The following is a 24,138-nucleotide window of genomic DNA, read 5'->3' as shown; positions in this document are numbered from 1 at the left end:
GAACGGGAGATATCGTCCGCCTTGCCGATGCCAAGGGATATAGGAGCAAAGGACTTATACGAATACTGGCTCTTTCAGATCCTCCAGTTTCACAAGCGATTCATCCGCAACGTCCTTATGCAAGCTGTTGCCATGGGCATCCATTGTGACGATGGCTGGGAAGCCTTCGACTTCCAAATGCCACATCGCCTCCGGCACCCCAAATTGCTCCAGAAAGTCGACGCCATTGACCCGTTTGACACACTTCGCGTAGTACTGTGCCGCACCACCAATCGCATTGAGGTAGACGGCACCGGACTTTTTGAGCCCCTGCAAGGTCTTTTCCCCCATACCGCCTTTGCCAATAACGGCGCGAATGCCGAACTTCTCAATGATGTCCGCTTGATATGGCTCCTCGCGAGAACTCGTCGTCGGCCCGGCCGCCTTAACATGCCAAGTACCATCATCGTCCTTCAGCATGACGGGACCACAATGGTACAAGACACCGCCGTTAAGATCGACAGGTGCATCGTGCTTCATCAAGTACTTGTGAATCTCGTCGCGGCCAGTATGCATTTCGCCGCGGATTAACACGACGTCGCCGACCTTTAACTTGCGGATTTGCTCCTCGCTGATGGGCGCTTCAAGGACAATCGCGCTGTCCGTGGCGAACGCATGGGTCGGCCGCTCCAACTTCTCTTCGTTATCCCTGTACAACCAGTGCCGAATCTCGCCCGTCGCCGGGTCGAGAACGACGCCAAGCCGGCGGAATGCCCAACAGTTATAGGCGACAGAGACGTAGAAGCTCGCTGGAATGCGATTGCGCACGCCAATTTTGCAACCAAGCAACGTCACCTTACCGCCAAAGCCCATCGTACCAATCTCAAGCTGATTTGCCTTGTCCAGAATGTAATCCTCCAGCTCGGCAAGCTGGGGATTTGGATTGACGTCATCAAGTGAGCGGAACAACTGCTCCTTCGCCAACTCGTATCCGGTTGTCCGGTCGCCGCCGATACCGACGCCGATGAAACCAGCACTGCAACCCTGTCCTTGCGCTTGGTAGACCGCGTGCAATATACACTTGCGAATGCCATCGAGATCGCGCCCGGCACGCCCAAGGCCTGGCAATTCCGTCGGCAAGGCGTATTGAATGTTTTTGTTTTCACAGCCGCCGCCTTTGAGAATTAACTTCACTTCTACCTCGTCGCGCTCCCATTGGTGAAAATGAACGACCGGCGTGCCTTCGCCAAGGTTATCACCCGTATTCTTTCCGGTCAGCGGATCGACCGAATTTGGGCGCAGTTTCCCCAGCTTTGTCGCTTCGCGCACCGCAGCTTCGATCTCGCGCTCAAATGCAATCTGGTTGAATCCCACAGGGCAATGCACGATAAACGTGGGCATGCCTGTATCCTGACAAATGGGTTGGACATCTTCCTCCGCCGACACGATGTTGTCGACGATGGTATTGAGCGCGATGGACGCGCGGGTGCCAAGTTCTTCTTCAAGCTGCGCTCGTTTAATGGCGCGGCGAACGTCTGGGGGCAAATTGGTTGAGGTCTCTGTAATCAATGCAAGTAGGCTTTCAAACGCTTTCGTAGTCACCAGAAATATCCCCTTTCGCAAACGGCGCGAACCTTATCTCCACCCACAAGTATATCACTTGCGGACAGAGACAGCGGGATCGCCCGTATGCAAAAGCCGGAAATTCTGTCATGTGCGCTTTGGTAACGGTAAGTCCCGACGCACTAAGTCAGCCCAAGTCTCGCGTTGGACGACGAGTTCCGCGCTACCGTCGCGGACAAATACGACCGCGGGTTTGGGAATGCGGTTATAATGGCTCGCCATCGAGTAGGTGTATGCCCCTGTCGCAAAGACGGCGAGGATATCTCCCGGTTGCGGATTGGGTAACGCTGCATCCCAAATGAGCATATCGCCGCTTTCACAACACTTCCCTGCAATCGACCAAGTGTCTTCCGGTGCAGCATCGGCGCGGTTGGCATAGACCGCATGATATTTCGCACCGTATAAGGCCAGCCGGGGATTGTCGGTCATACCACCGTCGATCGCGAGATAATTGCGAACACCAGGGATCTGCTTTTGGCTGCCCACGCGGTAGAGGGTCACTCCCGCCGGGCCCGCGATGCTCCGCCCTGGCTCAATCCAGATGGTCGGCACTGGCATGTGGCGGCTGCCAAAGGCCATCTTGACGGCGTCGATCACGGCCGCCAATATTTCGGTCGTCGGCGGCGCATCCTCGTCGGTATACTGAATGCCAAAACCCCCGCCGACATTGAGAATGCGGAAAGGCAGCCCCAGCTTTTGCAGCCCGTACTGATAAACTTCCGCCAGACGTTCAATCATCAACTGAAAGCCTTCGATATCGAAGATTTGTGAGCCGATATGCGCATGCACACCGACACAGCGCAGAAATGGTAAGTCTGTCAACTGGCGAAGCGCCGTTTGCACTTGCCCGCTTGCGAGGTCGAAACCAAACTTGCTGTCCTGCCGACCAGTCGCAATAAAATCGTGCGTATGCGCTTCGACGCCAGGCGCCACGCGGAGTAAGACGTCGACTTCGCGCCCGTACTCACGGGTCAGTTCATCGAGCAAATGGAGTTCGTAGAAGTTGTCGACGATGATGGCTCCGATTTCCGCCTCGAGTGCGTAGCGCAATTCCTCGACGGTCTTGTTGTTGCCGTGCATGTGGATAGCCTTTGCGGGTACGCCTGCACTCAGCGCCGTGTGTAACTCGCCGCCGGACACGACGTCGATGCCACACCCTTCCTCATAGACCAGTTGACACATGGCCAACGTGCAGAACGCTTTACTCGCATACGAAATTTGATACGGTACCCCCGCCTCGCGAAAGACGTTGTGGAATGCGCGAATCGTGCGACGCATGACGTCCTCGTCGTAGACGATAAGCGGTGTTCCGTAGCTGTTGACCAATTCCACAGCATCGCAGCCGCCGATGCGCAGATGATGTAGGGCATCGATCTCGACGTGCGCATCGACCCGCGTCGGTATCGTTGTCATGTCCTGAGCCACATTCTCCACTCCTGTCATGGATGTCTTCTTATTTCTCTATAAAAGCCCCCGCCACGGTTCGAAACTCTGCATAAAGATTCAGACATAAGTATAGTCGCATCTTCGTGCAACCGCCATAGCTAAGTCATGCTATCCGAAGATTCCCATTGCATACAAACGAACGGTCTCGATCACGCTATGCTTGTGCGGCGCTGAACTAGTTGGGGGGTGTACCCATGCGTTGGAGCGCGATCGACTGGATCGCTTGGGCGCTTATCATCATTGGCGGTTTGAACTGGGGACTCATCGGGTTTGCAAACGTGAACGTCGTTGACGCATTGTTTGGAACCACCACCCTTTCGCGTTTCGTCTATGGCGTGGTAGGGCTCGGAGCACTCTGGCAGCTGTTTTCGGTGCTCGCGAAAAGTCAAACGCCAAGAGCCTGACGATTTTGCGGCAAAATCGAGAGGGGCTGTTCCACGTATCGGTTTGGAACAGCCCCTTATGCTTCATAGCTTTGGCGTATCCTTTAGTACCCTGACGACGAAGTCGAAGTCGTGGTGGGATTCTCCAACTGGGTCAATACACTCGAATAAGTCGGATCCAGAATATTCACCTTGTCCGACTTGATGAGCTGGGCGACCAATTGAGGCTCGGACTCCGCGTTCTGTTGCTTGATGTCCTGAATGATGGCCGAACGTTCTTCTGCTAATGACGGCGTATGCGCCGGGTTTACGGCCGTACATTGCACAATCTCATAGCTACCGCTTACCGCGATGGGCTGACTGACCTGACCCTTGGCCAGCTTAAAAGCGGCCGTCGCGATGGCCGGTTCCGAAGCTGAGAGTTCGGCTTCGGAAAACGTCCCCATAGCTCCCCCCTTGGCCTTCGTCGATGAGTCGGTGGAATACGCTTTGGCAAGTTGTGCGAATGACTTCCCTTGCCGCAAATCATTTTCAATCTGCTCTGCCTTCGCCTTCGTCGCCACGACGATATCAGATAGCGCACGTGTCTCGGGAACGGCAAACGACGACTTGTTCTGCTTGTAGTAATTCTGGATCTCTTCGTCCGTTACATTGACCTTGGATTCGGCCAGCTTCTGCTCGAGAACCGAAACGCGAATCTGATCAAGCAATTGCGCTTTCGTCATATGATTCTGCGCGAGAACCGACGTCAATTCGGAATCGGAAGTAATGCCATTTTGAGCTTCGAGTGCGGCCAATTGCTGGTTGATTTCCGATTGCGTGGCCGTGATGTTCTTCTTCGCAGCCGCATCCTGAATCAGTTGGTTAGAAATCAACTCCTCCAACATGGATGCGCCCGCGTAGGCTTGCGTCTCGGCGAGCAATGCGGAACGCGTGATTGGTTTCCCACCTACCATCGCGATCACGGAACCAGATCCATGGACGATATATGTTCCAAACCAGACGCCCCCGACGATGACCGCACCTGCAGCTGCGCCGATGGCCGGTGATATCCACTTTCTTGCGTTCTTCATCTACGTCCTCCTCAGACTGACCATTCATCACCAATACTGTAACAAGGATGATTCTAAATTTGCTTGAAGCTCGTCCCGTATTCATACGTTGAAAGCTGCAAATCCAACGGAACCTTTGTGCCGCAAGCGACGGCGGCCCATGCAACATACGCGGACTCTGCATAAGGTGTACAGAGGAGGGAGACGTATGAGGCGAATCAGACTGGAACGGCTGCGCTGGCTGCCGATGCTTTTGCGCGCCTACTACGAGGCAGAACGCACAGTGAAGGCACAACCAAGTGAACAAACAACCACCGCGACGCATTCTGAAAAAAACAGCGGTCGCCAACTGCTTCGCCAGCCTGCAACCGCAAGAAAAAACAAGATCCAACAAGCACCGACAGTGCAGAAGCCGCCATCCAAACCGCCAGTGCGTCCTTCTCGCAAACCGGCGGCAACGCCCAATACGACTGCCCAACTCTATAGGGAATTGAAAGAGGCAAATCGGCGATTGGAGGAACTCGCCGCCATGCAGCGCCAACTAGAGAGCATCGGTGCCGCCATGGAGGATGTCAATCGAAAGATAGAGGCTCTCCGGTCAGAGGCGGATCGCACTGAACGAGCGAATGCAAAGCCACTTAACGCCCTTGAGCAGTCTCCGCCTCGTCCTCCCCAGACGTGGCTCTAAACGGCTATGCCAGCATATCGCGCGGTTCAATCTCGCGCAAGATATGCTTTTGTACCTTCCCCGTCGCGTTGACTGGGAGCGATCTGGCGATCACGATTTGCGACGGGCACTTGTGCTTTGCCAAATGTGTTGCGCAGAGTTCATGCAAACTCTCCCGCAACGCCTCGGCCTGCACTCGATCCGGATCTTGTGGCACGACCCAAGCGACAACACGCTCCCCGTACATCGCGTCAGGCAATCCTACAACGGCCGATCTCGCCACGTCCTCATGCGCATTTAGCACATCCTCAATCTCCCGCGGACTGAGCTTCTCACCGGCACGATTGATAATTTCCTTCGCGCGCCCTGTGATATAGACATACCCGTCCTCATCCTGATAGCCGAGATCGCCCGTGTAGATCCATCCTTCGCCATACCCCTCGTCTGGGGAAGGTTCCATCCCGACATACGCTTCGATGACGTTGTTGCCTCGAATTGCAATCTCGCCCAACTCATATGCCGGTAGCGGCCGATGGTCTGCATCGACAATCGCGAGTGACAGCCCATAGGGCTTGCCAACCGATCCGGATTTACGGACGCCTGGTGGAAGAGGATTCACGCAAATTTGTCCTGCTGCTTCGGTCATGCCATACGACTCGATCACCGGCACGTCGTACATCGCTTCGATCCTCGCTCCAATCGCTGGCGTGAGCGGCGCCGATGCGGATCGGAAAAAGCGCAGGCGCTTTGCCTCTTCCTTCGACGCATTCAACTTTGTGAGGATAGAGAGAATCGTTGGTACGCACGACACCCAGGTCACGCCGTGCCGCCGAATATCCTCCCAGAACGACGACGCGTGGAACTTGTCGCGCATCACCACGCGTCCCCCCGACAGGATTGTCGAGAGCAGAACAATGACCTGTGCATTGATGTGGAACAATGGCAAGATGCAGTACGCCACATCTCGCTCGCTCAATTCGTGACTGCCGATCACGTTGTTTGCGGCGGCGAACAAGTGACGGTGTTGTAACAACACACCTTTGGGCTTGCCGGTCGTGCCGGACGTAAACATCAGCACAGCTGGCGTGTCGTCGGACGGCTCCTCCATCGCGCTCAGACAAGGCTCTGCTTTTTGTGAAGACCAAGATTGAACCGAAAGCCGGGATAGACCGTCTGTATGATTGGTTTCGCACTTTACGAAGCCAGAGGCTTCAAGTTCGCCAGCCCAGGCGTCGCTCGCTCCTGCCACGACGAGCGCCGCCTGCGCTGTGAACCGTTCCATGACACGCGACAGTTCGGCTGCTGGGGTCTCCGGATTGATGGGTACCACCACCGCTCCATGGTACAAACAGGCTAAATAGCTAACGACGAACGCGTACGAGTTGGGCACAGCAACCATCACCTGCTCGCCAGAGGCGACCCCCATCCGAAACAGGGTTGCCCTTGCCGCTGCGATGTCTGCCTTTAATTGACCTGCGTCGTGCCAACGCTCCAGGTCAAAGACCTTGGCCACACCGTCGTTTTGCAGTGCGTCATCTAAAGCTCGTAGTAGTCTGGACATGATGGAACACCTCATTCTGTTTGCCGGTGGCAAACGTGAAATTTGCCGATTCGATGCGGCTAAAAACAAGGTCAAATCAAACGACATTAGATACTGGACGGCTCTTTTGCACGCGCGGCCAATTGGCCTTTTCACCGACGATATACCCGAGATACGGAATCTTGCCGATACAGTACGCTGCCCCGCCCGACAACACATACGTCAAGGCAATCCACAGCGGGACGAATGCAAAGTGTACAGCCAAGGGCCCGCGGACGAGCTGGCTCAACTTATCAACAAAATGCAAAGCGATAGGGTGAATTAAGAAGATACCAAAGCTGACGCCACCAAAGAAGCGAATCACTTTGCTCACGGCGTGCATATTCGGCTCTTTACTCACGTTCTGCCACTTGAGTCCAAGCAACCAAAGAACGAGCGCGACCACGAGACTATAGGGAACCATGATGGGTTGCAACGTATCAAGAACGCGCTGACCGACGAGCGCAAACGCAAAACGATTGAGAAAGTAGAATCCAAACAACGCGAGCCAAGCGCCGCACAGCACGGCAACAACCATTCGCGCATGGCTGAGAGCCCAAGCCTTAATTTTTGTATAATGAATAGCCATCAAGGCACCCGCTATAAACCAGAATTCGTACGTAAAGATAATGCGATCGCGATAGCGGACAAGGTCGCCAAGCCACGCAGGCAATTGATAAATATTCACAAACTGCAATGATGCCTGATTCCAAATCATAATGGCGATTTCAAGTGCAAAGCTAACAGCGAATATCCACACATGGAAACGCTCAAAGCGACGCATGAAGCGTACCATCAAAGGAAACAGAACATAGAGTTGCATGGACACGAGCAGAAAATACATGAAGAACTGATTGGCGGTGAGCAACCCGCCGGTAAATTCATGTATCAAGTATGAGCGCGTCCATTGGAACTTTGTCAGATACGTGCCCTCAAACAAAATGTAAATGGTGGTCCACGCCACATAAGGAATGGCAATCAGGAGCAGACGCTTGCGCCAAAATGACAAGACCGAAAACGAACGGTCGTAATAGGTGTAAAACAATACGAGACCGGTGATAAACATAAAGGCTTCACGGGTAAAGTGAAACGTCATGATAAGAATGCCAGAGGCGATATTCAGGCCCGAATTCGCTGGTGTTTTTACGTTAAAACCAGACAAGACGTGAACGCAGATAACCCCCAGGATAATACATGCACGCATCAGATCAATCTCATACAGGTGCGGCTTTTTCAGTTGAACCCCCTCCTTCCGCCTGCCGAGACGTATGACGAACCGAGTATATGGGATGGACATTGAATTGCCGTTGAAAAACATCAAAGTTTTATCAAAAACGATACACCAAGTTTACATTGGATCCAGGTCCATGTGCCACAATACGACGTGCAGGCAAGATCAATCGAAATTCGCGAGATGAACTTTCGACGTAAAAACACAATTTTAATCCGAATTTGAGACAGTTGTGTCAACCTAATGCTTAGGTAAGGTAACCTAAGCGCGATCCCGCTGCGCAGGAGGCACTTGAGCATGAAGCAGACATTTCGGAATTGGGCATTGACCACTGGCCTTATGGCCTTCGCAATCCTGGCGCCCATGCGTCTTGTGCATGCTGCCGAGCCTTCGTCGACGCCACCTGAGCATGCGTCGGCATCCCTCCCATCAGGTCCTTCCGCATCGAATGCAACGGCACCTGCCGCCCCTAACAACGCGGAGGCCATGCGCGTTCTCATCATTGGATCATCCGTCGCACGCGGGTGGAAGGACAATCCACAAGAGGGCGGCTACCTTCAACGTGCGTTTGACGCCATGTCCGTCCTGACGCCAACCACCTACGAAGTCATCGACAAGGCACAACCGGGCCGCGGCGTCCTGACCATCCGCGACTCGTACGTCGACTGGTTGGATACATACCGGCCGAATTTTGTCGTGATCGCATGGGGAGGACTCGACGACTTGGCGCAAAAAACCCCGTTCGCCGTGTACGACGGTGAGATTCGCTGGCAAATCAGCGAAGCACTTGCGCACCATGCAAGCGTGCTGCTTGTCACGACACCGGTTTCAAAAGCCTCGTATACCACCTACCGCGTGGCACAACAAAACCTGATGAACAGCGAGATACAAGTGGCAGACAGCTTCCATAGCCCCAACGTGTACGTATTTAACGTATTCGATCAGATGAAGCAGTATCTGTCGGCTCATCATGAAAGCATTGTCTCGTACATGGGCGACGGTTGGCATCCAAATGCAAACGGCCACGCTCTGGCTGCACAACTGCTCGTCCGCGATATGATGTCGAAGCTTCCTGTTGCGTCCCCTGTCGTCATTCCATCGAAACATTCACAAACGACAACCGCGTAAATCGTACAACATTATTTATCGAAAACGAAGATCGATTTCCGACCAGCGCGCTATAATAGATGGAAATCCAACAGATGGGACGAAGCCAATGAAACAACGGCATAACGCGCGCTTTACGGCCGTTGTAGTCGCGTTGACAGGGGTTATCTGTGCGTCTTTGACGGGTTGTGGGACTTCCCAGCAGGCGGCGCCATCGACGCGCGTGCACGCGACGCAACCGACTACAACGCTGAACACAACAGGCAATCCAAAACCAGCCTTCACGGGTCCAACTGCCCAGCCAATCACCGTCATGGCGGTGGGGGGATCGGTCGCGCACGGATGGGACGACAAAACGGGTGGCGGATACCTCGCCAGGGCATTTCAAACGTTGACTGACGAAGGCCCTGTCTCCTTTGCATTCGTCAATAAATCGATTGAAGGCGACGGCCCAACACAAATGGCTGCGAAGTACCCTGGTTTCCTTGCGGCACTGCGACCGCGCGTGGTGGTGATATCGTGGGGAATGCTGGACGACATCGCGAACAAGACGCCGATACCAGCGTTTAAAAAGGCCATTCAAGACGAAATTAGCCTGGCGCTCAAGGCAAATGCGGACGTGATCGTCGTGACGCCGCCGCCGACAGGCGCGTCGTACGGTCATGATGTCCAATCCGAGGCCAACTTGATTAACATCGAGGTTTCACTCGCGCGAAGCTTCCACAGTCAACATGTCTACGTCTTCGATCTGTTTACGCAAATGAAACAATACCTCGCATCGCACCATCAATCCATCAATCAGTACAGCGCCGACGCTTGGCACCCGAACACACTGGGTCATGAACTCGCAGGAGAAATCCTCGCAGGCGATTTGGCAACCCAGTTTGTCAAGAGTACGAAGTCGAATTCTGCAACCTCCCCGTAATCGCAGGGCGGCCAGCCGGCTTTACACATGGGCCGATTGCGCCGCCCCCGCTTCTTTCGCGGACTGCACCATAGCGTAACGCGAGAGCACGTCAATGCCACCGCTTCCCACCCAATCAGGGAACTGTTCATGCAGAGGGCCATCTTCACATAGCTGCAACCAGGCGTCGACACACACCGGATCAAAGGCAAGCCCCCGATTGTCTGCAAGATAGTTCATGGCTTCCTGATGCGTCCAGGCCCGACGGTACGATCTCGCTGACGTCAAGGCGTCGTACACGTCGGCCACTGCCGTAAGGCGCGCAAAAAACGGAATCTGTTCTCCGGCCAAACCGTCCGGATATCCCGTACCATCCCATCGTTCGTGATGATGCCTTATGACCTGCAGTTCTTCCTCTCGAAACGCCAGCTTGGCACACATGCTATGTCCAATCTCCGGATGTTTACGAATGATGAGCAACTCTTCAGGCTCCAAACGATCCGGTTTGTTCAACACGGCGTCCGGTATTGCAATCTTACCAACATCATGCACGAGGCCAGCTCGAAACAACGCTTTGCGCCCCCGCGAATCAACGCCCAATGACTCGGCCAACCGCAGAGCGTAAAACGCAACTCGCAAGCTATGCCCAGCCGTATAGGAATCTTTCGATTCAATGGCGACGACCAGGCTCAGCACGGCTTCTGGCACCGTGACGTCAAGCCCAGTCACCGAAACGCGCCGCGCTCGTTTCGCTTCATACATGCGAGCATCGGCCGTGCGGAAGAGGGCGGGCAGATCCGTCCCGTCGGTAGGTCCCACCGCGATGCCCACGCTTAACTCGACAACCGGATCTCCCGGTTTCGCCACGAGCGCCAGGTGTGTCTCCGCCCTGCGTACAGACTGCATAAGAACGTCAGGATCGCCCACTCGCGTATCGACAATCACCCATTCGTCCCCACCAACCCGGAATAACCTCGCCGACTTGGCAAGCGTTTGCCCTAACGCCTCAGCGAGCGCTTGCAGAATCTGATCTCCTTTAAAGTGGCCATATTTGTCATTGATCAGCTTAAAGTTGTCGAGATCGATCACGGCCACGCAGCCGACAAAAGGAGCATCACCTGCATGGCTACAAAGCCATTCCCACGCATAACGATTCTCTGCCCCAGTTAGCCCGTCGGTCGTCAAGGACTTTTGCAACTTTTCAATCCTTGTATAGCGTGCAACCGCCGCAAAGCTGGAGAGCTGGAGGACGGCTGCGAGCGCAATTCCGACTGTGCGTAAACCCTGTGGAATGAGCGCGACAATTAATATCATGAGATATGTACTGAAATATCCCCAGTGCAACTCGCGAACGACTTTGCCAAGTTGTTCCCAAAGTGTGCGCCCTTCGCGCAGTGCTACGATCATCGCCGATACCAGGCGATTGACAGCAAGATGTACCGCCAGTGCGAGGAACGCCGCCAAAGCTCGGCCGAATATCGACGGAGCCAAGGCGTCGGTCAGCCGCCAATAGACCTGTGCAGCAACATATAGGCCAAGACCGACATGGGCGTACGTCTGCGGGTACTTCCACCACTTCGCCCGCTCGCGTGCTGTGATCATTGTCAGGCTCGGCAACGCGACAAGCGCCGTAAACACGGGGTTGGCCATAAAAATGCTAAGCATCAAAAACGGGAGTCCCGGGCGCCACGAAGCACCGCTTGGCATTTTCACAACCCATGGCGCAATGAACATCGATATGATAATCAACTCGAAATACGCGACGGGATCCGCCATGCGGTGAATGTTTAGCGCGTCGAACAGGTTGTCTACGATGAGCAAGTTACCGACGATCACGATGGCCAACAAAAACCAGAACAACGGTCGTCGGCGACGAGCATTGTCATGCATGCCCAGCCCTCCCAGCGAGCGGCCGGATAGTCCATAAAACCGCATTTCAACTTGACTTGTCCCCAAATGATATGATAGATGAGCAAGATTCGTTTGCCAATGGCAATCCCCACTTGGCAAGATCCTGTGGTATTGTGTTTGTAAGCGCCATCATCAGAACATTCCAACCTCAGTCTCAACGTGAAAGGAAGGGAGTTCATGCCCTCAGAATTCATGTCTGGCGTCAACCTTGGAGGATGGATCTCGCAATACTGGCAAGCAAGCAAAGAGCATTTTGATACCTTTATCCGCGAGGAGGATATTGAACGCATCGCGTCGTGGGGCATGGATCATGTTCGCTTACCTCTCGACTATCCAGTGATTGAAAGCGACCTTCACCCTGGCGTCTACCTGGAAGAAGGCTTGCACTATATCGATAAGTGCCTGGAATGGTGTGAAAAGTACGGGTTGGGTCTTGTGCTTGATTTGCACCGCGCGCCTGGCTATAGCTTTGGAACCCTTGACACCAATACGTTGTTTGACGATGAAACGGATCAACAGCGTTTCGTCGCATCTGGGAGATGTTTGCAAAGCGATATCGAGATAAACGCGACCAACTCTGGTTTGAATTGATGAACGAAGTAGTCGATGCGACCAGCGAACGTTGGAATCGGCTCGCGCACCGAGCGATTGAGGCCATTCGCGCGATCGATCCCGAGCGCATCATTGTGTATGGAGGAAATCACTACAATTCAATCGACGAATTGCGCCACATCGAACTCGTTCCCCACGATGAGCGCATCATCTATACGTTCCATTTCTATAAGCCACACTTGTTCACACACCAAAAAGCAAGTTGGTCGGAAGTGACCAAGTTGTACAATCACACCATCAGCTATCCAGGTCGCTTTCCCGGTCTCTCCGAATTTCTTGACGGCCACCCCGAATTCGGAGGGGGCGAAAATGACTTGGCAAACACCTTTATGGACAAAGCGTTACTAGAGCGGTACCTGAAGCCTGCTGCGGAGTTTATGGAACAATCCGGACGCAAGCTATACTGCGGAGAATATGGCGTGATCGACGAGGCACCGTTAACCAGCCGAATCGGTTGGCACCGAGATGTTGTCGACCTATTACGCAAATTAGGGATTGGCCGAGCGTGCTGGTCGTACAAAGAGATGAATTTTGGACTGGTCAACAAGGCTGGTCGCGTTATCGATCCAGAATTAGTTCGCATCGTAAGCGCCCGCTAAACAGGTTCGAGGCCCGGTGGCAATCACCGGGCCTGTGTACATTCGGGGAGATGAACGTCCAACGCCTGGGCGAGCGCAGAAAAATCGTCCCACACTTCTTCCGAAATCGGGATGCCTGTTGCACGCCGAAGCTGTTTGGCAAGAAATCGACGCTCGCCAGGGACGTATATCCGTTCGCTGCCCTCCGCCAGTGGCACAGCGTGCACATCATCCATCAGTCTCTGTATGCGCTCAACAAACGCCGCTTGACCAACGAAATGTTCAGGGTTGATGGCCAAATAAAAAAATCCATTACCAGGAGGCTCGTCGCCCTCCCCGAACATCGACCCTACTTCGTCACCAACGCGGGCACCGGATAAAACGCCTGCCAATACTTCAATCATCATCGCCAGGGCGTAGCCTTTCGCTCCCGCCATGGGCAAGAGCGAACCATCCAGAGCCGCCTTCGGATCGATCGTGGCACGCCCTTCACTGTCAACGGCCCACCCCTCTGGGATCGCCTCGCCGCGCCGAGCCGCCTGGATGATGTGGCCGCGAGCGACGACGCTGGTGGCGAGATCGACGGAAAGCGAGTATTCGGCATTCGTCGGAGCCGCGAAGGCGATGGGGTTCGTTCCAAAAAACGGTTTACGCCCACCCGTAGGTGGAACAGCGGGATGCGTATTGCAACAGCACAGCCCAATCATGCCGTAATGTGTCGCCCATTCTGCGTAAAGAGAGAGTGCTCCCGCGTGATTGCCTCGATACACCGCAACGGCACCCAAGCCTGCGGTGCGCGCGAGATCGACTGCGAAGTTAGCTGCCAGTTTCGCACTGACACAGCCAAGGCCGTTGTCGCCATTTAGAATGGCAGTCACCGGCCCTGTTCGGTTCCATGTCATGTGTGGTCGGGAATTGATTTTCCCGCTCTGTAACCCCTCGATGTAGGCCTTGAGCCGCATGGTTCCATGCGTACTTAAGCCTTGCAAATCAGCTTCTACCATCGCAGTGGCTGCCCAATCCGCATCGTCGTGGACAACGCCGACTGCCGAAAAACACGCGCGAGCAAAGTGCCGCAACGCAATTGGCGACACGGACAACTGCAACGTGCATCATCTCCTGTGCCACTTCGGCTCATTGCTCGACCGCTTTGGCCAGCAGTGACGCATAAAAGGCCGCGCCCTGTGGGTTTAAATGCACCCCATCCGGATAAAAGTACGCGTTGTGACCCGCACTCGCTTGATACCAATTGACCAAGACCGTATGAGGAAACGTCTGTGCAACTTGCGCCAACGTCTGATTGACCACATTTTGCCACGGTCTGGGAACGCGCGTATTCACCAAAATAATGCGCTTCACTGGGCCTAGCGACTGTAGCAACGAGACGAGTTGTGATTTGCTAAAGGGACCGTTGGTGCCCAACTCGATAATGACGACGTCGCCCAGTTCACCTCTTGCCTTCAGCTGTGCAACCGCCTCCGGTGCTTCATACATCTGTCTGCCTACCATACCATCACACACAATACCGGGAAGCAATTTCTGCAAATACGGCGTAGCGTCAACCATGACGGAATCGCCAATCGCACTGACTCCGACACCGCTTTCTACTTTCGGCACTCTCGCCGAGATCGGCCGCGTTTTTTCATGTTCGTTGGTAGCGGCCGTCGTCTTGTCGATCGCTGTTCCCACTCCAGTGCTACCATGTGCGGCACGGTTGATAGCTTTCCCCGAAGCGTCCGCGCCATTCCCGACGGCAGATTTCACCGGTTGCGTGCTACGCGTATCCGTCTGTGCCCCGCCTTGCTGATCCAATTCCCGCACGTCGTTCCCTAAAGTCGCGACAACCGTTGGAGCATATGCCGTCATCCCTGCACAAAACAGTACCACCACGGCCGCACCGCTGCCCGCCAACGCCCATCGGCTGGGGTGGCGTCGCCGAACGCGCACCGTCCGATCTGGGGCGTCCGTTCTTTTACGGCTGCCAAGACGCCGAATCGGTTCCTCCAATAGTCTCCATGACAACGCAGCAATCACGATGCTGGCAATCACCTGAAGTGCAGCTCGACCAGCATTAAACTGGTTCGCGTCCATGAGCGGAGTTGTCAATACGATAATTGGAAAGTGCCACAAATAGATACCATAGGAACGCACGCCGAGCCACCGCAACGGATGCAAGCCAAATAAGCGGCCAAGGCGCGTATCCGGATGGGCGAGACAGGCCACGAGAACGGCCGTCGCGATCGACAGAAGAAGCAATCCACCGCGATATAAAAAGTTCTCGTACTCATTCGTCTGCCAAATCATCCATAGGATCGCTAGTAAAGCGAGAAATCCAACGATGTCGAGCCAGCGCCGCGCGGATACAGACAGCCCCCGCGAAAATTGGCTGCTCGGCCAGACAAATGCGACACATGCGCCGATGAGCAAGCCAAATGCCCGGGTATCCGTACCGTAATAAACGCGGCTGGGATCCATACCAGGCTGGTACAAGATGCCCATCCAAGCTGCGGACGCCAAGACGAGTACGAACGTCGCAATCAGCATGCTGCCACGCCGACGCAAAAAGCGTAGACCAAGCATGAGCACAAGCGGCCAAAGTAGGTAAAACTGTTCTTCAACTGCCAGCGACCAGAGATGGCCAAGCGGTGTCTGACGCCCAAAGCTAGCGAAGTAGGACACCTTATGAAAGATAAACCACCAATTGCTTACGTAGCAAATCGACGCAACGGCATCTTGCCAAAATTGCGTGAACTGTGTTTTATCCTCAAACCAAACCCAAACCATGACAGCGACGAGCATGGAGAACATCGCTGGCAACAAGCGTCGCGCCCGTCGCAGACAAAAGTCCCCGAGCAGAATCCGTCCATTTCGCTTCCATTGTGCAATTAATAGATCAGTAATGAGATAGCCCGACAAGACGAAAAAGACTTGCACACCCAAGAGACCGCCGGGGGCCCAACTGAGGTTCAAATGATACGCAATAACGGCGAGCACCGCGAGTGCCCGCAACCCATCGAGACCTGGCATATAGCGGCCGTTGCCACCCATTGGCTTCGGCATGTCGAAACTCCCCCTGTCGGCGCTGTTCGTGTCGAAATCCCTCTAAAGATTATACCTAGCTGACGATTCTCGTGGGCGTGATGTTTCATGGAAATTCTGTGGATAGGCCATGAATCTCATATAACATACCTTTTGTGAACCATCACCCTTTCGGTCGAAAAATGACAGCTGCCAAAAAGGCGAAGACAATCGCTGCCGAGATACCCGCACTCGTTAACTCAAATATGCCTGTGATGACCCCGAGCAGACCATGAACCTTGCCTTCCGCAATGGCCCCTTGCACCAATGCGTTGCCAAATGAAGTGATAGGCACCGTGGCACCGGCGCCGGCAAAGCGAACAATCGGTTCATAAAGGTCAAACCCACTGACAATGGCGCCAGCGACGACAAGCGACGAGACAACATTGGCGGGTGGCAATTTCACGACGTCCATAAGAAATTGTCCAATTAAACAAATGAATCCACCCACGAGAAACGCCCAAAGATAAATCATGACGATTTACTCCCCTCAATACGTTCCATTGCCGCCGCATGTGCAATACAGGGAATGGTCTCCTTCTGCTGGTAAGAGATTGGTGACAAAAGTGCTCCGGTTGCCACCATCAACACTTTCTTCAAGCTACCCTCTCGCAAACGCCGCTGCACATAACCGTACGCCACAGAAGCGGAACACCCACATCCACTCCCGCCCGACCAGACGTCCGGTATATCGCCATAGACCATCATGCCTGCGTCGGCAAAACGATCGCGCGGAATCGGCACGTCATGTTGCTCGCAAAGATCAACCAGAATGCGGTGACCTACTTTCCCCAAATCGCCAGTGATAATCAAGTCATAATAATCGTAAGGGAGATCGAAATCGCGAAAATGACTGACCAAGGTATCGAAGGCTGCAGGTGCCATCGCAGCACCCATATTAAAGGGATCGGTCAGCCCCATGTCGACCACGCGGCCGACCGTAGCGCGCGTTACCACCGGATGGTTTCCTGAACCGTCATTGGCCGCAATGATCGCCGCGCCCCCAGCCGTCACTGTCCATTGGGCAGTCGGTGGCTTTTGCGCTCCATACTCCGTTGGATAACGATAGTGTTTCTCAGCGGCCGCGTTGTGGCTAACCGTACCTGTCATAACATAGAGCGCGGAATCTGCGTCGATCATCAATGAGGCCAACGCGAGCCCTTCCATGGAAGTCGAACAAGCGCCGAAAATGCCCAGGTAAGGCATCGACAGCGTGCGTGCCGCAAACGAGGACGAAATGATTTGATTCATGAGATCCCCTGCAATAAAAAAACTGATGTTGTCCTTGGACAGCCCTGCTTTTTCAATGGCCTTTGCGCACGTTTCATCAAGCAGCATGCGCTCCGCTTGCTCCCAGCTTTTTTGTTGCATGCGCAAATCACTGTGCAACAGATCGAAATCGTCCGCTAACGGCCCCCTGCCCTCCATCGGCCCTCCGATGACAGCGGTGGATAGGATCATGGGGTTCTTCGGAAATGCCCAACTCTGATAACCGACAAGCATGATTTACCTCCCTATGACCAGAAGCGTGCGAATAAGCCCGATGAAAAACGCCGAGACAACCCCCCAGACGATGACAGATCCGGCGAGCTTGAACATATTCCCGGCCACGCCGAGCACAAAGCCTTCCGTGCGATACTCCATCGCAGCCGACACCATTGAGTTTGCAAACCCCGTCACAGGTACCGCAGTCCCCGCTCCCGCCCAACGGGCGAACTTGTCAAACGCCCCTAATCCCGTGGCCATGGCCGTCAATGCTATGAGCACGGCGACTGTTGGATTCCCAGCATCCTTTTGACTAAATCCAAACACGTGGACAAACAAATCCTGTATCGCTTGTCCCAACACACAAATCAAGCCGCCCACAACAAAAGCTACAGTCAAGTTGCGCAAGATGGGGCGTGCAGGTTCGCGCGCTTTGGCAAACTGCTGATACTTTTGCATCGTAGGCGTGGCCTTTTTTAGCTTTTGATTTGCCATCGCCGTCCCCCCTACCGCGTGAGGTATGGACCGACCTTGTCAATCACTTGCTGAATACGTTCGGCAGCCTCCGTATACATACGTTTGACCTGTACATCCGCGGTCGCAAGTGCAAACGACTCCAGATCGGCCTGTGCCTTTTTGAGCGTGATATTTGTGAGTGGCAAGGTTTGCGGCTCAGGAATTTTAAGCTTGTCCTCGTACACATCGATATACAGTTGACCAGTGGCATCCACCTGTGCGAGAAAGACGTTTTCGACTGCCACGCCTTGCTTTTCTAACTCGGTTTTCAGCCATGCACGATTAAACCCGATGGTCGCCAACGCCTCGTCCATAATCTGCCCATCCATGATCACGGCCTGCGGCTCGACTTCTGGTGGGACCTGTAGCCCCATGCGTTTTGGCGTCAACGGTTGTTGCTCCGACTTCACCAGGACATTGACCGTGCCATTGGATTCCATGAGTGCAAATTCAACGTCGGCAACTTTGAACACATTTTTGCTTCGAAGGTGCTCCAGCAACTCATCCGTCGACATGCGCTCTTTCTTCAGATTGTCCTCTAAAATTTTGCCGTCCCGAATCAATACGCGCGCGTGACCTTCCAAAAAGTCACGTGCCGATTTACTTTTTAATGCCACCCAACTGAGTGCTATCGGCAAAGCCGTGTAAACCGCCATCGGCAGCAGGCCATGGTATAAAGGCGCATCCAGTTCATCAGGGATAATCGCAGCCATATCGCCTATAGCAATGCCGACTATGTATTCGAAAAACGTAATTTGCGACAGCTGACGCTTACCGATCAACCTTGCAAATACGAACATAGCGCAAAACGATATCAGCGTTCGAATAATGATGTGAACCCATTCCGGCACTTCGATAACCCCTTTGAGCCAGGAGGCATGGCCTCCTGGCTGCATTTGCGTTGTGTTTTTGTGATTTTAGAAACCTTTGTATGTCGGCTCTTCCTTCTCGAGCTGGCCAACGCGCTGTTGCAGTTGATCGACGACCGACTGCGTCGTTTGCGCCGCCTGCGTGTAGACCTGTTTGGCCTGTTTGTTTTGGGTCGCGAGGGCAAACGACTCGAGGTTCGCCTGCGCACTCTTTAGGCTTGCCAACGTCGTCTTAACCTGCTGTGCGATGGTCATGAACCACTCACCTCCATGCGTGATGAGAGTAATGTGGCGTTTGGACCACCCTCCTATGCCACAGCCTTCGTGGAAATTCGTGTATACCATGGCACGACAACCGCCATACTCGTGGTGGCGATAAGGAGAGTGGACAATGAAACGAACGCGACTTGGGGCATTCCTCTTTGGCATGGGACTTACCGGCATGATCGATGGAATCGTCTTTCACCAGTTGTTACAGTGGCACAGTACATACATGTGGACTACGCGGCATAATCAGATCGTCAGCGATGGTTTATTGCATGTGATCACCACGGCATTCATGGTGGCAGGCACCTCTGTCCTATGGCTGGATGACACACCCAACAAGACCTTTCGCAACCGCAGTTTTTGGGGAGCACTTCTCTTTGGAGGTGGGATTTTCAATCTATTCGAAGGCGTCATGGATCATCACGTCCTCCAGATCCATCACGTGCGTCCCGGACCGTTGCAAGCAGAGTATGATATCGCATTCGATCTCGTTGCATGCTGTCTGGTGATTCTAGGCATCGCACTCTCGCGAATGCATCGACTCACGACAGAGTAATCAGATTCCCGACAATATGCGTTTATGTTGATTTGTGTTTGTTTATTTGTTATGATGCGCTTGCACTGAGCTTTCTATAAATTCCTCTGCATTTTGCGATATGATGAAAACGTTATCTCTACTCTTGGCAGGTCACTCGACAGGTGCCGCGTTTGTCATTCCTGTTGCCTTATCGACGCACCTAAACACTTGGAGGTCTGTCCGATGAAGGTCAGTCTGTTCATCACTTGCGTTGTCGACAGCGTTTTCCCCAATGTTGGCATCTCAATGACACGTATATTGCAAGCGTGCGGTTGCGAGGTCTCATTCCCGCCGCAGCAGACATGCTGTGGACAACCCGCGTTTAACAGTGGCTATACCGATGAAGCACGAGATGTCGGCAAGACGCTACTGGAAGCGTTCCAGGATAGTGACGTCGTTGTCAGCCCCTCGGGCTCTTGTGTCGGTATGATTCATCACTACTATCCCCAGTTGTTTGCAGACGATCCGCATTTGCATCAAGCTGCTATCGATTTGGCAAATAAAACCTATGAATTCTCGCAATTTATGGTGCAGAAATTACAGATGACGGATCTTGGTGCCCGTTTTCCGCATCGCGTGACTTATCATCCATCCTGTCACGGTTCAAGGTTACTCGGTGTCAAGGACGAGCCTATGCAATTGTTACGAGGGGTTCGTGAGATTGAGCTCGTCGATTTGCCCTATGCGACCGATTGCTGTGGCTTCGGCGGCACGTTCGCCGTCAAAATGGGAGAAATTTCGAGTGCAATGGTCGAGGAAAAGGCAGCAAATGTCGCGGACACCCATGCGGAAGTACTCGTCGGCACGGACATGGGGTGTTTGATGAACATCGGCGGGCGACTACGACGCACAAATCGGCCTATACGCGTGATGCATCTCGCGGAACTTCTACTGGAAGGGATGCAACTGGGAAGGGCGGTGAAAGCATGAGCACAACACATGGCTCGACTAACGTGCACGATCGCGCACAGCACGCTTTGACAGACGACTTTCTGCGGCAAGCCGTCCACTTCACGACGGATCGTCTGCGCAACAAAAAACAAGCCGTTACTGGGGAATTCGGAAATTGGGAGGCATGGCGCGAGCGTGGACAACAAATCCGTCAGCACACCATTGCCAACCTTGACTATTACTTGGATCAGTTTACACGCAACCTGGAGGCACACGGTGCACACGTACATTTCGCTGCAACTGCTGATGAGGCGATCCACGCGGTGCGAGAGATTGCAACGGCTCAAAACGCCAAACGTGTCGTCAAATCCAAGTCGATGGTCACAGAAGAAATTCACCTAAACCATCATCTTGAGGAGATGGGGATGCATGTCGTCGAGACTGATCTCGGCGAATACATTATACAACTCGCCGGCGAGACGCCGTCGCACATCATCATTCCGGCCATCCACAAAAATCGCGAACAAATTCGCGACCTGTTTGAAGCCGCCGGTGGCGAACGACTTACTACGGAAACGCGGGATCTGGCGGCATTCGCGCGGAGGACGCTCCGCCAAGCGTATCTAGCCGCCGATATCGGAATCACAGGATGCAATTTTGGCATTGCGGAGACCGGCTCTATCGCGCTATTCACCAACGAAGGCAATGCCGATCTCGTCATGAACATGCCCAAAACACATATCGTTTTCATGGGTATGGAACGCATCCTGCCCACCATGGCAGATCTCGAGGTTTTCGCACACCTTCTGCCCAAAAGCGCGACCGGACAGAATGTGATCACGTACATGTCCGTCATCACGGGCCCCCGGCGCCAACACGAGACAGACGGCGCACGCGACATGCATGTCATCATTCTCGACAACGGACGCTCTCGCCAACTCGGCGATCCCGATTTTCAAGCGGTGCTTCATTGCATTCGATGCGGCGCATGCCTGAACGTGTGTCCCGTGTATCGCCAAATTGGCGGCCATGCGTACGGATCGGTCTACCCTGGTCCCATTGGCGCTGTTCTTTCCCCCCTCTTAAACAATGGTGAACAGTATCAAGATTTGCCCTATGCCTCAAGTCTGTGCGGGGCTTGTTATGAAGCATGCCCCGTCAAGATTCCACTCCATGACATGCTTGTGCGCGAGCGCCAGCGATTTGTCGCATCGGGCCGCGTCAAACCCACGGAGAAGGCAGCGTTCCAGGCATTTCGGCAACTGTTTGGCAAAGCTGGACGCTACCAGACGACGATCCGGATCGCACGCAGACTACAATTCCCGATTGCCCATGATGGATATATTCGCGCTAAAATTGGTCCACTTGCCGGATGGACGATGAGCCGTGACTTCCCTGTCCTGCCAAAACGAACATTCCGCGAGCTTTGGCCTGAGCTTACCAGAAAGGGGAATGGGCGTGGATAAAGCAACATTTCTCGAGCGAATTGCAAAGCCTCTGGGCCGCATGCCTGGCGATCCCGCCTCACCTCGAACCGTGGTTGGCGTTCCCTCGTTTTGGGCGGATCGGCCGTCTACGCCGGCCTTGCGCACTGCATCGTTTATCGAACGGTTCACAGGGTTGGCTGGCGAGATCGTGCAGTACGCGAGCGTTGAAGAACTTCGCATCGGCCTTGATCATGTGCTAAAGGACATTGGCGCCGCCAAAATTGGCGCATGGGGCAAGCAGGCGCCTTGGTCTGTAGACGTGGAGGATGTGCTTGAGCGTTGGCAGGCATTGCGTTGGCATGCGCAAACGGAGAGGCGCGCGTTTGACAATATCGAGGTCGGCGTTACCAGTTGCGCCTGCGCCATCGCCGATACGGGGACCATTGTGATTGCCAGCGGGCCGGAAGCAGGCCGCACAGTCCACCAGGTTCCACTTATCCACATCGTCATCCTCCGCGCGTCACAACTGGTACAAAGTCTCGGCGAAGCCTTGAGGGAACTTGCGCAAGCGCATGAACGCGGCGAGATAGCCGCGTCAAATCACTTTATCAGCGGTGCCAGCAGGTCGTCCGACATCGAAAACGACCAGACGATTGGCGTTCACGGACCGGCACGCGTGATCGCACTGATGTTGCAAGATATGACATGATGACGGGGCAGAGGCGACTGGCAGTCGCCAGCCGCCTCTGTACGACGACATGATGATGTCACGAGATACAGTCCCTTGCGTGTAGCGTCGACGGCAAGCTCCCAAGGTTTACTTCACCGTGACATGAACTTGCCAACTGGCCAATCCGTCTCCCACCGCAATGGTATAGACCCCTGACTTCGCAAAGGTTGTCGTAAAGGAGAACAACCCTTCCGAATTAGTGAAGATGGTTTTCTGATTTTGATTGGGGAGTCCAAGCACGCTCAGTTCGGCATGCGGAGCGCCGACCCCTCCTACCAGAACCAACTTGCCAGAGAAGGTTACCGTTTCCCCAACATTCACCGTGGTGGGTGCCGCAATCAATTCAATGCGGTTCACATCCTGCGGCGCCGCAATCACCCATGTTGCTCCACCCCAAGAAACCCCCATCAGCAAGCGCTGTTGTAAAAATAGGTCAAGATAATAGATAGGCACGTATGTGGTTGGTTTGCCCGTTTCCGGGTCGTTTGCAACGAGTTTCGGAGCACGTAAGAAGCCATCCTGATCGCTTCCAATGGCAAACTGCATCTGGCCTTCAGGGGGCGTTCCAGGTTGCGGCGCCCCGCTTACATTGACATGCCACCCGGAAGGTATCGAAGTTACATCCAGGGTGTTGCCGTTCCATGTCGTTTGCACGCCGTCCAACTGTAGATCTTTTTGCAGATAGTAAATCGGGTACCAGCTCGTTGTTTTGCCTGTCCACGGGTCATTTGCAACGATGTGCTGTACCGAAATAGATTCCTTACCCGATACTTGAACGTTTGTAGCAGCATATTCGACTTGTGTAGAAGCGTTGGCAACCTCGGGTTCCAACGCCTGCAGGGAAACTGTCGTTACGGTGATAAGTCCCATTAAACCTAACTTGTACTTCAACCCAGTCCATCCTCTCCAAGCAAGTTGTCGATTCTCGATGTTCAACATGAAAGACGAAGCTAGGCCATATCGCGTGACGCATTTGTTATATGTAAATTTGTTCAAACTCGATTTGTAGTGGATTCGGATTAACCGCGAGGAATGAAGGGCGCAACACAATGCAGAGGGACGAAAACGCGGCGCGGGTTACTGGATACCGCAGTTTCATTTGGCAACAAAACGCGGTATCACCGAAGGCCGCGTTTTGTTGCACGGTTACACGATAGGGCATTTGCGATACGTAGTCTTCACCCGTGCGAGATGCACGGGGATACCAAGTATTTTACGGTCTTTTT

24 protein-coding genes are annotated in these 24,138 nt (G+C 53.9%); 10 read left to right on the top strand and 14 right to left on the bottom strand.

Annotated features, from left to right (window positions below):
• Positions 1–54: 54 nt before the first annotated feature.
• On the bottom strand, positions 55–1,581 hold the full coding sequence (locus tag QMF38_RS09180; RefSeq protein WP_281759249.1) for a fumarate hydratase: 1,527 nt from the start codon (positions 1,579–1,581) through the stop codon (positions 55–57).
• 108 nt (positions 1,582–1,689) lie between these two features.
• Positions 1,690–3,015 (bottom strand): diaminopimelate decarboxylase, encoded by a 1,326-nt coding sequence (gene lysA / locus QMF38_RS09175; protein ID WP_281759272.1) that lies wholly within the window; start codon positions 3,013–3,015, stop codon positions 1,690–1,692.
• 227 nt (positions 3,016–3,242) lie between these two features.
• On the opposite strand from lysA, the gene QMF38_RS09170 reads away from it, so the two are divergent.
• On the top strand, positions 3,243–3,452 hold the full coding sequence (locus QMF38_RS09170; protein WP_058095386.1) for a DUF378 domain-containing protein: 210 nt from the start codon (positions 3,243–3,245) through the stop codon (positions 3,450–3,452).
• 83 nt (positions 3,453–3,535) lie between these two features.
• Here the strand turns inward: QMF38_RS09170 and QMF38_RS09165 are convergent, their stop codons facing one another.
• Entirely contained in the window at positions 3,536–4,504 is a 969-nt protein-coding gene (locus tag QMF38_RS09165; protein ID WP_281759248.1) for a peptidyl-prolyl cis-trans isomerase, read from the bottom strand.
• 187 nt (positions 4,505–4,691) lie between these two features.
• On the opposite strand from QMF38_RS09165, the gene QMF38_RS09160 reads away from it, so the two are divergent.
• Positions 4,692–5,171, top strand: a complete 480-nt coding sequence (locus QMF38_RS09160) for a hypothetical protein (protein WP_281759247.1) — start codon at positions 4,692–4,694, stop codon at positions 5,169–5,171.
• Positions 5,172–5,175: 4 nt separating this feature from the next.
• Here the strand turns inward: QMF38_RS09160 and QMF38_RS09155 are convergent, their stop codons facing one another.
• Positions 5,176–6,798 (bottom strand): AMP-binding protein, encoded by a 1,623-nt coding sequence (locus QMF38_RS09155; RefSeq protein WP_390854389.1) that lies wholly within the window; start codon positions 6,796–6,798, stop codon positions 5,176–5,178.
• Positions 6,788–8,026 (bottom strand): acyltransferase, encoded by a 1,239-nt coding sequence (locus QMF38_RS09150; protein ID WP_390854387.1) that lies wholly within the window; start codon positions 8,024–8,026, stop codon positions 6,788–6,790. Before QMF38_RS09150 ends, QMF38_RS09155 begins: the two co-directional genes overlap by 11 nt.
• A 231-nt stretch (positions 8,027–8,257) precedes the next feature.
• Here QMF38_RS09150 and QMF38_RS09145 point away from each other — a divergent pair, with 231 nt between their 5' ends.
• The gene (locus QMF38_RS09145) at positions 8,258–9,088 is read left to right on the top strand and encodes an SGNH/GDSL hydrolase family protein (protein WP_281759245.1); all 831 of its coding nucleotides are present in this window, start codon (positions 8,258–8,260) and stop codon (positions 9,086–9,088) included.
• 88 nt (positions 9,089–9,176) lie between these two features.
• Positions 9,177–9,992, top strand: coding sequence for an SGNH/GDSL hydrolase family protein (locus QMF38_RS09140; RefSeq protein WP_281759244.1), 816 nt, complete (start codon positions 9,177–9,179; stop codon positions 9,990–9,992).
• Between the two features lie 21 nt (positions 9,993–10,013).
• Here the strand turns inward: QMF38_RS09140 and QMF38_RS09135 are convergent, their stop codons facing one another.
• Positions 10,014–11,861: a bifunctional diguanylate cyclase/phosphohydrolase gene (locus tag QMF38_RS09135; protein ID WP_281759243.1), complete on the bottom strand. Its 1,848-nt coding sequence runs from the start codon at positions 11,859–11,861 to the stop codon at positions 10,014–10,016.
• Between the two features lie 198 nt (positions 11,862–12,059).
• Here QMF38_RS09135 and QMF38_RS09130 point away from each other — a divergent pair, with 198 nt between their 5' ends.
• Both QMF38_RS09130 and QMF38_RS09125 read left to right on the top strand, forming a co-directional pair.
• Positions 12,060–12,473, top strand: coding sequence for a glycoside hydrolase family 5 protein (locus tag QMF38_RS09130; protein WP_281759242.1), 414 nt, complete (start codon positions 12,060–12,062; stop codon positions 12,471–12,473).
• Complete coding sequence (locus tag QMF38_RS09125; RefSeq protein ID WP_281759241.1) at positions 12,422–13,093, top strand: glycoside hydrolase family 5 protein; 672 nt, start codon at positions 12,422–12,424, stop codon at positions 13,091–13,093. The genes QMF38_RS09130 and QMF38_RS09125 overlap by 52 nt, the downstream gene beginning before the upstream one ends.
• Positions 13,094–13,116: 23 nt before the next feature.
• Here the strand turns inward: QMF38_RS09125 and QMF38_RS09120 are convergent, their stop codons facing one another.
• The 7 genes from QMF38_RS09120 to QMF38_RS09090 all read right to left on the bottom strand — a co-directional run bounded on the left by QMF38_RS09120 (position 13,117) and on the right by QMF38_RS09090 (position 19,275).
• Positions 13,117–14,178 (bottom strand): Ldh family oxidoreductase, encoded by a 1,062-nt coding sequence (locus QMF38_RS09120; RefSeq protein ID WP_281759240.1) that lies wholly within the window; start codon positions 14,176–14,178, stop codon positions 13,117–13,119.
• Between the two features lie 28 nt (positions 14,179–14,206).
• On the bottom strand, positions 14,207–16,132 hold the full coding sequence (locus QMF38_RS09115) for an acyltransferase family protein (protein ID WP_281759239.1): 1,926 nt from the start codon (positions 16,130–16,132) through the stop codon (positions 14,207–14,209).
• 142 nt (positions 16,133–16,274) lie between these two features.
• Positions 16,275–16,625 (bottom strand): stage V sporulation protein AE, encoded by a 351-nt coding sequence (gene spoVAE / locus QMF38_RS09110; RefSeq protein ID WP_006448169.1) that lies wholly within the window; start codon positions 16,623–16,625, stop codon positions 16,275–16,277.
• Entirely contained in the window at positions 16,622–17,653 is a 1,032-nt protein-coding gene (gene spoVAD / locus QMF38_RS09105; protein WP_281759238.1) for a stage V sporulation protein AD, read from the bottom strand. The genes spoVAE and spoVAD overlap by 4 nt, the downstream gene beginning before the upstream one ends.
• Before the next feature lie 3 nt (positions 17,654–17,656).
• Complete coding sequence (spoVAC, locus tag QMF38_RS09100; RefSeq protein ID WP_281759237.1) at positions 17,657–18,130, bottom strand: stage V sporulation protein AC; 474 nt, start codon at positions 18,128–18,130, stop codon at positions 17,657–17,659.
• 11 nt (positions 18,131–18,141) lie between these two features.
• On the bottom strand, positions 18,142–19,002 hold the full coding sequence (locus QMF38_RS09095; RefSeq protein WP_281759236.1) for a DUF421 domain-containing protein: 861 nt from the start codon (positions 19,000–19,002) through the stop codon (positions 18,142–18,144).
• 66 nt (positions 19,003–19,068) lie between these two features.
• Complete coding sequence (locus QMF38_RS09090; protein WP_058095398.1) at positions 19,069–19,275, bottom strand: DUF1657 domain-containing protein; 207 nt, start codon at positions 19,273–19,275, stop codon at positions 19,069–19,071.
• 136 nt (positions 19,276–19,411) lie between these two features.
• Between QMF38_RS09090 and QMF38_RS09085 the strand changes: the two genes are divergently transcribed.
• The 4 genes from QMF38_RS09085 (at position 19,412) to QMF38_RS09070 (ending at position 22,891) form a co-directional block, all read left to right on the top strand.
• Complete coding sequence (locus QMF38_RS09085) at positions 19,412–19,843, top strand: DUF2243 domain-containing protein (RefSeq protein WP_281759235.1); 432 nt, start codon at positions 19,412–19,414, stop codon at positions 19,841–19,843.
• A gap of 204 nt (positions 19,844–20,047) precedes the next feature.
• Positions 20,048–20,794 (top strand): (Fe-S)-binding protein, encoded by a 747-nt coding sequence (locus QMF38_RS09080; protein WP_281759234.1) that lies wholly within the window; start codon positions 20,048–20,050, stop codon positions 20,792–20,794.
• A complete protein-coding gene (locus tag QMF38_RS09075) occupies positions 20,791–22,221 on the top strand; it encodes a LutB/LldF family L-lactate oxidation iron-sulfur protein (RefSeq protein ID WP_281759233.1) in 1,431 nt (476 codons plus the stop codon). Before QMF38_RS09080 ends, QMF38_RS09075 begins: the two co-directional genes overlap by 4 nt.
• Positions 22,208–22,891, top strand: coding sequence for a LutC/YkgG family protein (locus QMF38_RS09070; protein ID WP_281759232.1), 684 nt, complete (start codon positions 22,208–22,210; stop codon positions 22,889–22,891). Before QMF38_RS09075 ends, QMF38_RS09070 begins: the two co-directional genes overlap by 14 nt.
• A 108-nt stretch (positions 22,892–22,999) precedes the next feature.
• On the opposite strand, the gene QMF38_RS09065 is transcribed toward QMF38_RS09070, so the two are convergent.
• Entirely contained in the window at positions 23,000–23,803 is an 804-nt protein-coding gene (locus QMF38_RS09065; RefSeq protein WP_281759231.1) for a hypothetical protein, read from the bottom strand.
• Positions 23,804–24,138: the final 335 nt, after the last annotated feature.

It is taken from the genome of Alicyclobacillus hesperidum subsp. aegles (assembly GCF_027923525.1).
In the GTDB taxonomy this organism is placed as follows: domain Bacteria; phylum Bacillota; class Bacilli; order Alicyclobacillales; family Alicyclobacillaceae; genus Alicyclobacillus; species Alicyclobacillus aegles.
Note: the sequence above shows the minus strand (reverse complement) of the source record. Positions and strands in the feature narration are given on the sequence as shown.

Excerpts from the sequence above, each read along its gene's own strand:
- QMF38_RS09130 (WP_281759242.1), top strand. The coding sequence starts at position 12,060 with ATGCCCTCAGAATTCATGTCTGGCGTCAACCTTGGAGGATGGATCTCG.
- QMF38_RS09115 (WP_281759239.1), bottom strand. The coding sequence starts at position 16,132 with ATGCCGAAGCCAATGGGTGGCAACGGCCGCTATATGCCAGGTCTCGAT.
- QMF38_RS09165 (WP_281759248.1), bottom strand. The coding sequence starts at position 4,504 with ATGAAGAACGCAAGAAAGTGGATATCACCGGCCATCGGCGCAGCTGCA.
- spoVAE (WP_006448169.1), bottom strand. The coding sequence starts at position 16,625 with ATGATTTATCTTTGGGCGTTTCTCGTGGGTGGATTCATTTGTTTAATT.
- QMF38_RS09135 (WP_281759243.1), bottom strand. The coding sequence starts at position 11,861 with ATGCATGACAATGCTCGTCGCCGACGACCGTTGTTCTGGTTTTTGTTG.
- QMF38_RS09150 (WP_390854387.1), bottom strand. The coding sequence starts at position 8,026 with ATGTCCATCCCATATACTCGGTTCGTCATACGTCTCGGCAGGCGGAAG.
- QMF38_RS09155 (WP_390854389.1), bottom strand. The coding sequence starts at position 6,798 with ATGTCGTTTGATTTGACCTTGTTTTTAGCCGCATCGAATCGGCAAATT.
- QMF38_RS09070 (WP_281759232.1), top strand. The coding sequence starts at position 22,208 with ATGGGCGTGGATAAAGCAACATTTCTCGAGCGAATTGCAAAGCCTCTG.
- QMF38_RS09145 (WP_281759245.1), top strand. The coding sequence starts at position 8,258 with ATGAAGCAGACATTTCGGAATTGGGCATTGACCACTGGCCTTATGGCC.
- spoVAC (WP_281759237.1), bottom strand. The coding sequence starts at position 18,130 with ATGGCAAATCAAAAGCTAAAAAAGGCCACGCCTACGATGCAAAAGTAT.
- QMF38_RS09085 (WP_281759235.1), top strand. The coding sequence starts at position 19,412 with ATGAAACGAACGCGACTTGGGGCATTCCTCTTTGGCATGGGACTTACC.
- lysA (WP_281759272.1), bottom strand. The coding sequence starts at position 3,015 with ATGACAACGATACCGACGCGGGTCGATGCGCACGTCGAGATCGATGCC.
- QMF38_RS09170 (WP_058095386.1), top strand. The coding sequence starts at position 3,243 with ATGCGTTGGAGCGCGATCGACTGGATCGCTTGGGCGCTTATCATCATT.
- QMF38_RS09160 (WP_281759247.1), top strand. The coding sequence starts at position 4,692 with ATGAGGCGAATCAGACTGGAACGGCTGCGCTGGCTGCCGATGCTTTTG.
- QMF38_RS09140 (WP_281759244.1), top strand. The coding sequence starts at position 9,177 with ATGAAACAACGGCATAACGCGCGCTTTACGGCCGTTGTAGTCGCGTTG.
- QMF38_RS09075 (WP_281759233.1), top strand. The coding sequence starts at position 20,791 with ATGAGCACAACACATGGCTCGACTAACGTGCACGATCGCGCACAGCAC.
- QMF38_RS09125 (WP_281759241.1), top strand. The coding sequence starts at position 12,422 with ATGTTTGCAAAGCGATATCGAGATAAACGCGACCAACTCTGGTTTGAA.
- QMF38_RS09080 (WP_281759234.1), top strand. The coding sequence starts at position 20,048 with ATGAAGGTCAGTCTGTTCATCACTTGCGTTGTCGACAGCGTTTTCCCC.
- spoVAD (WP_281759238.1), bottom strand. The coding sequence starts at position 17,653 with ATGCTTGTCGGTTATCAGAGTTGGGCATTTCCGAAGAACCCCATGATC.
- QMF38_RS09090 (WP_058095398.1), bottom strand. The coding sequence starts at position 19,275 with ATGACCATCGCACAGCAGGTTAAGACGACGTTGGCAAGCCTAAAGAGT.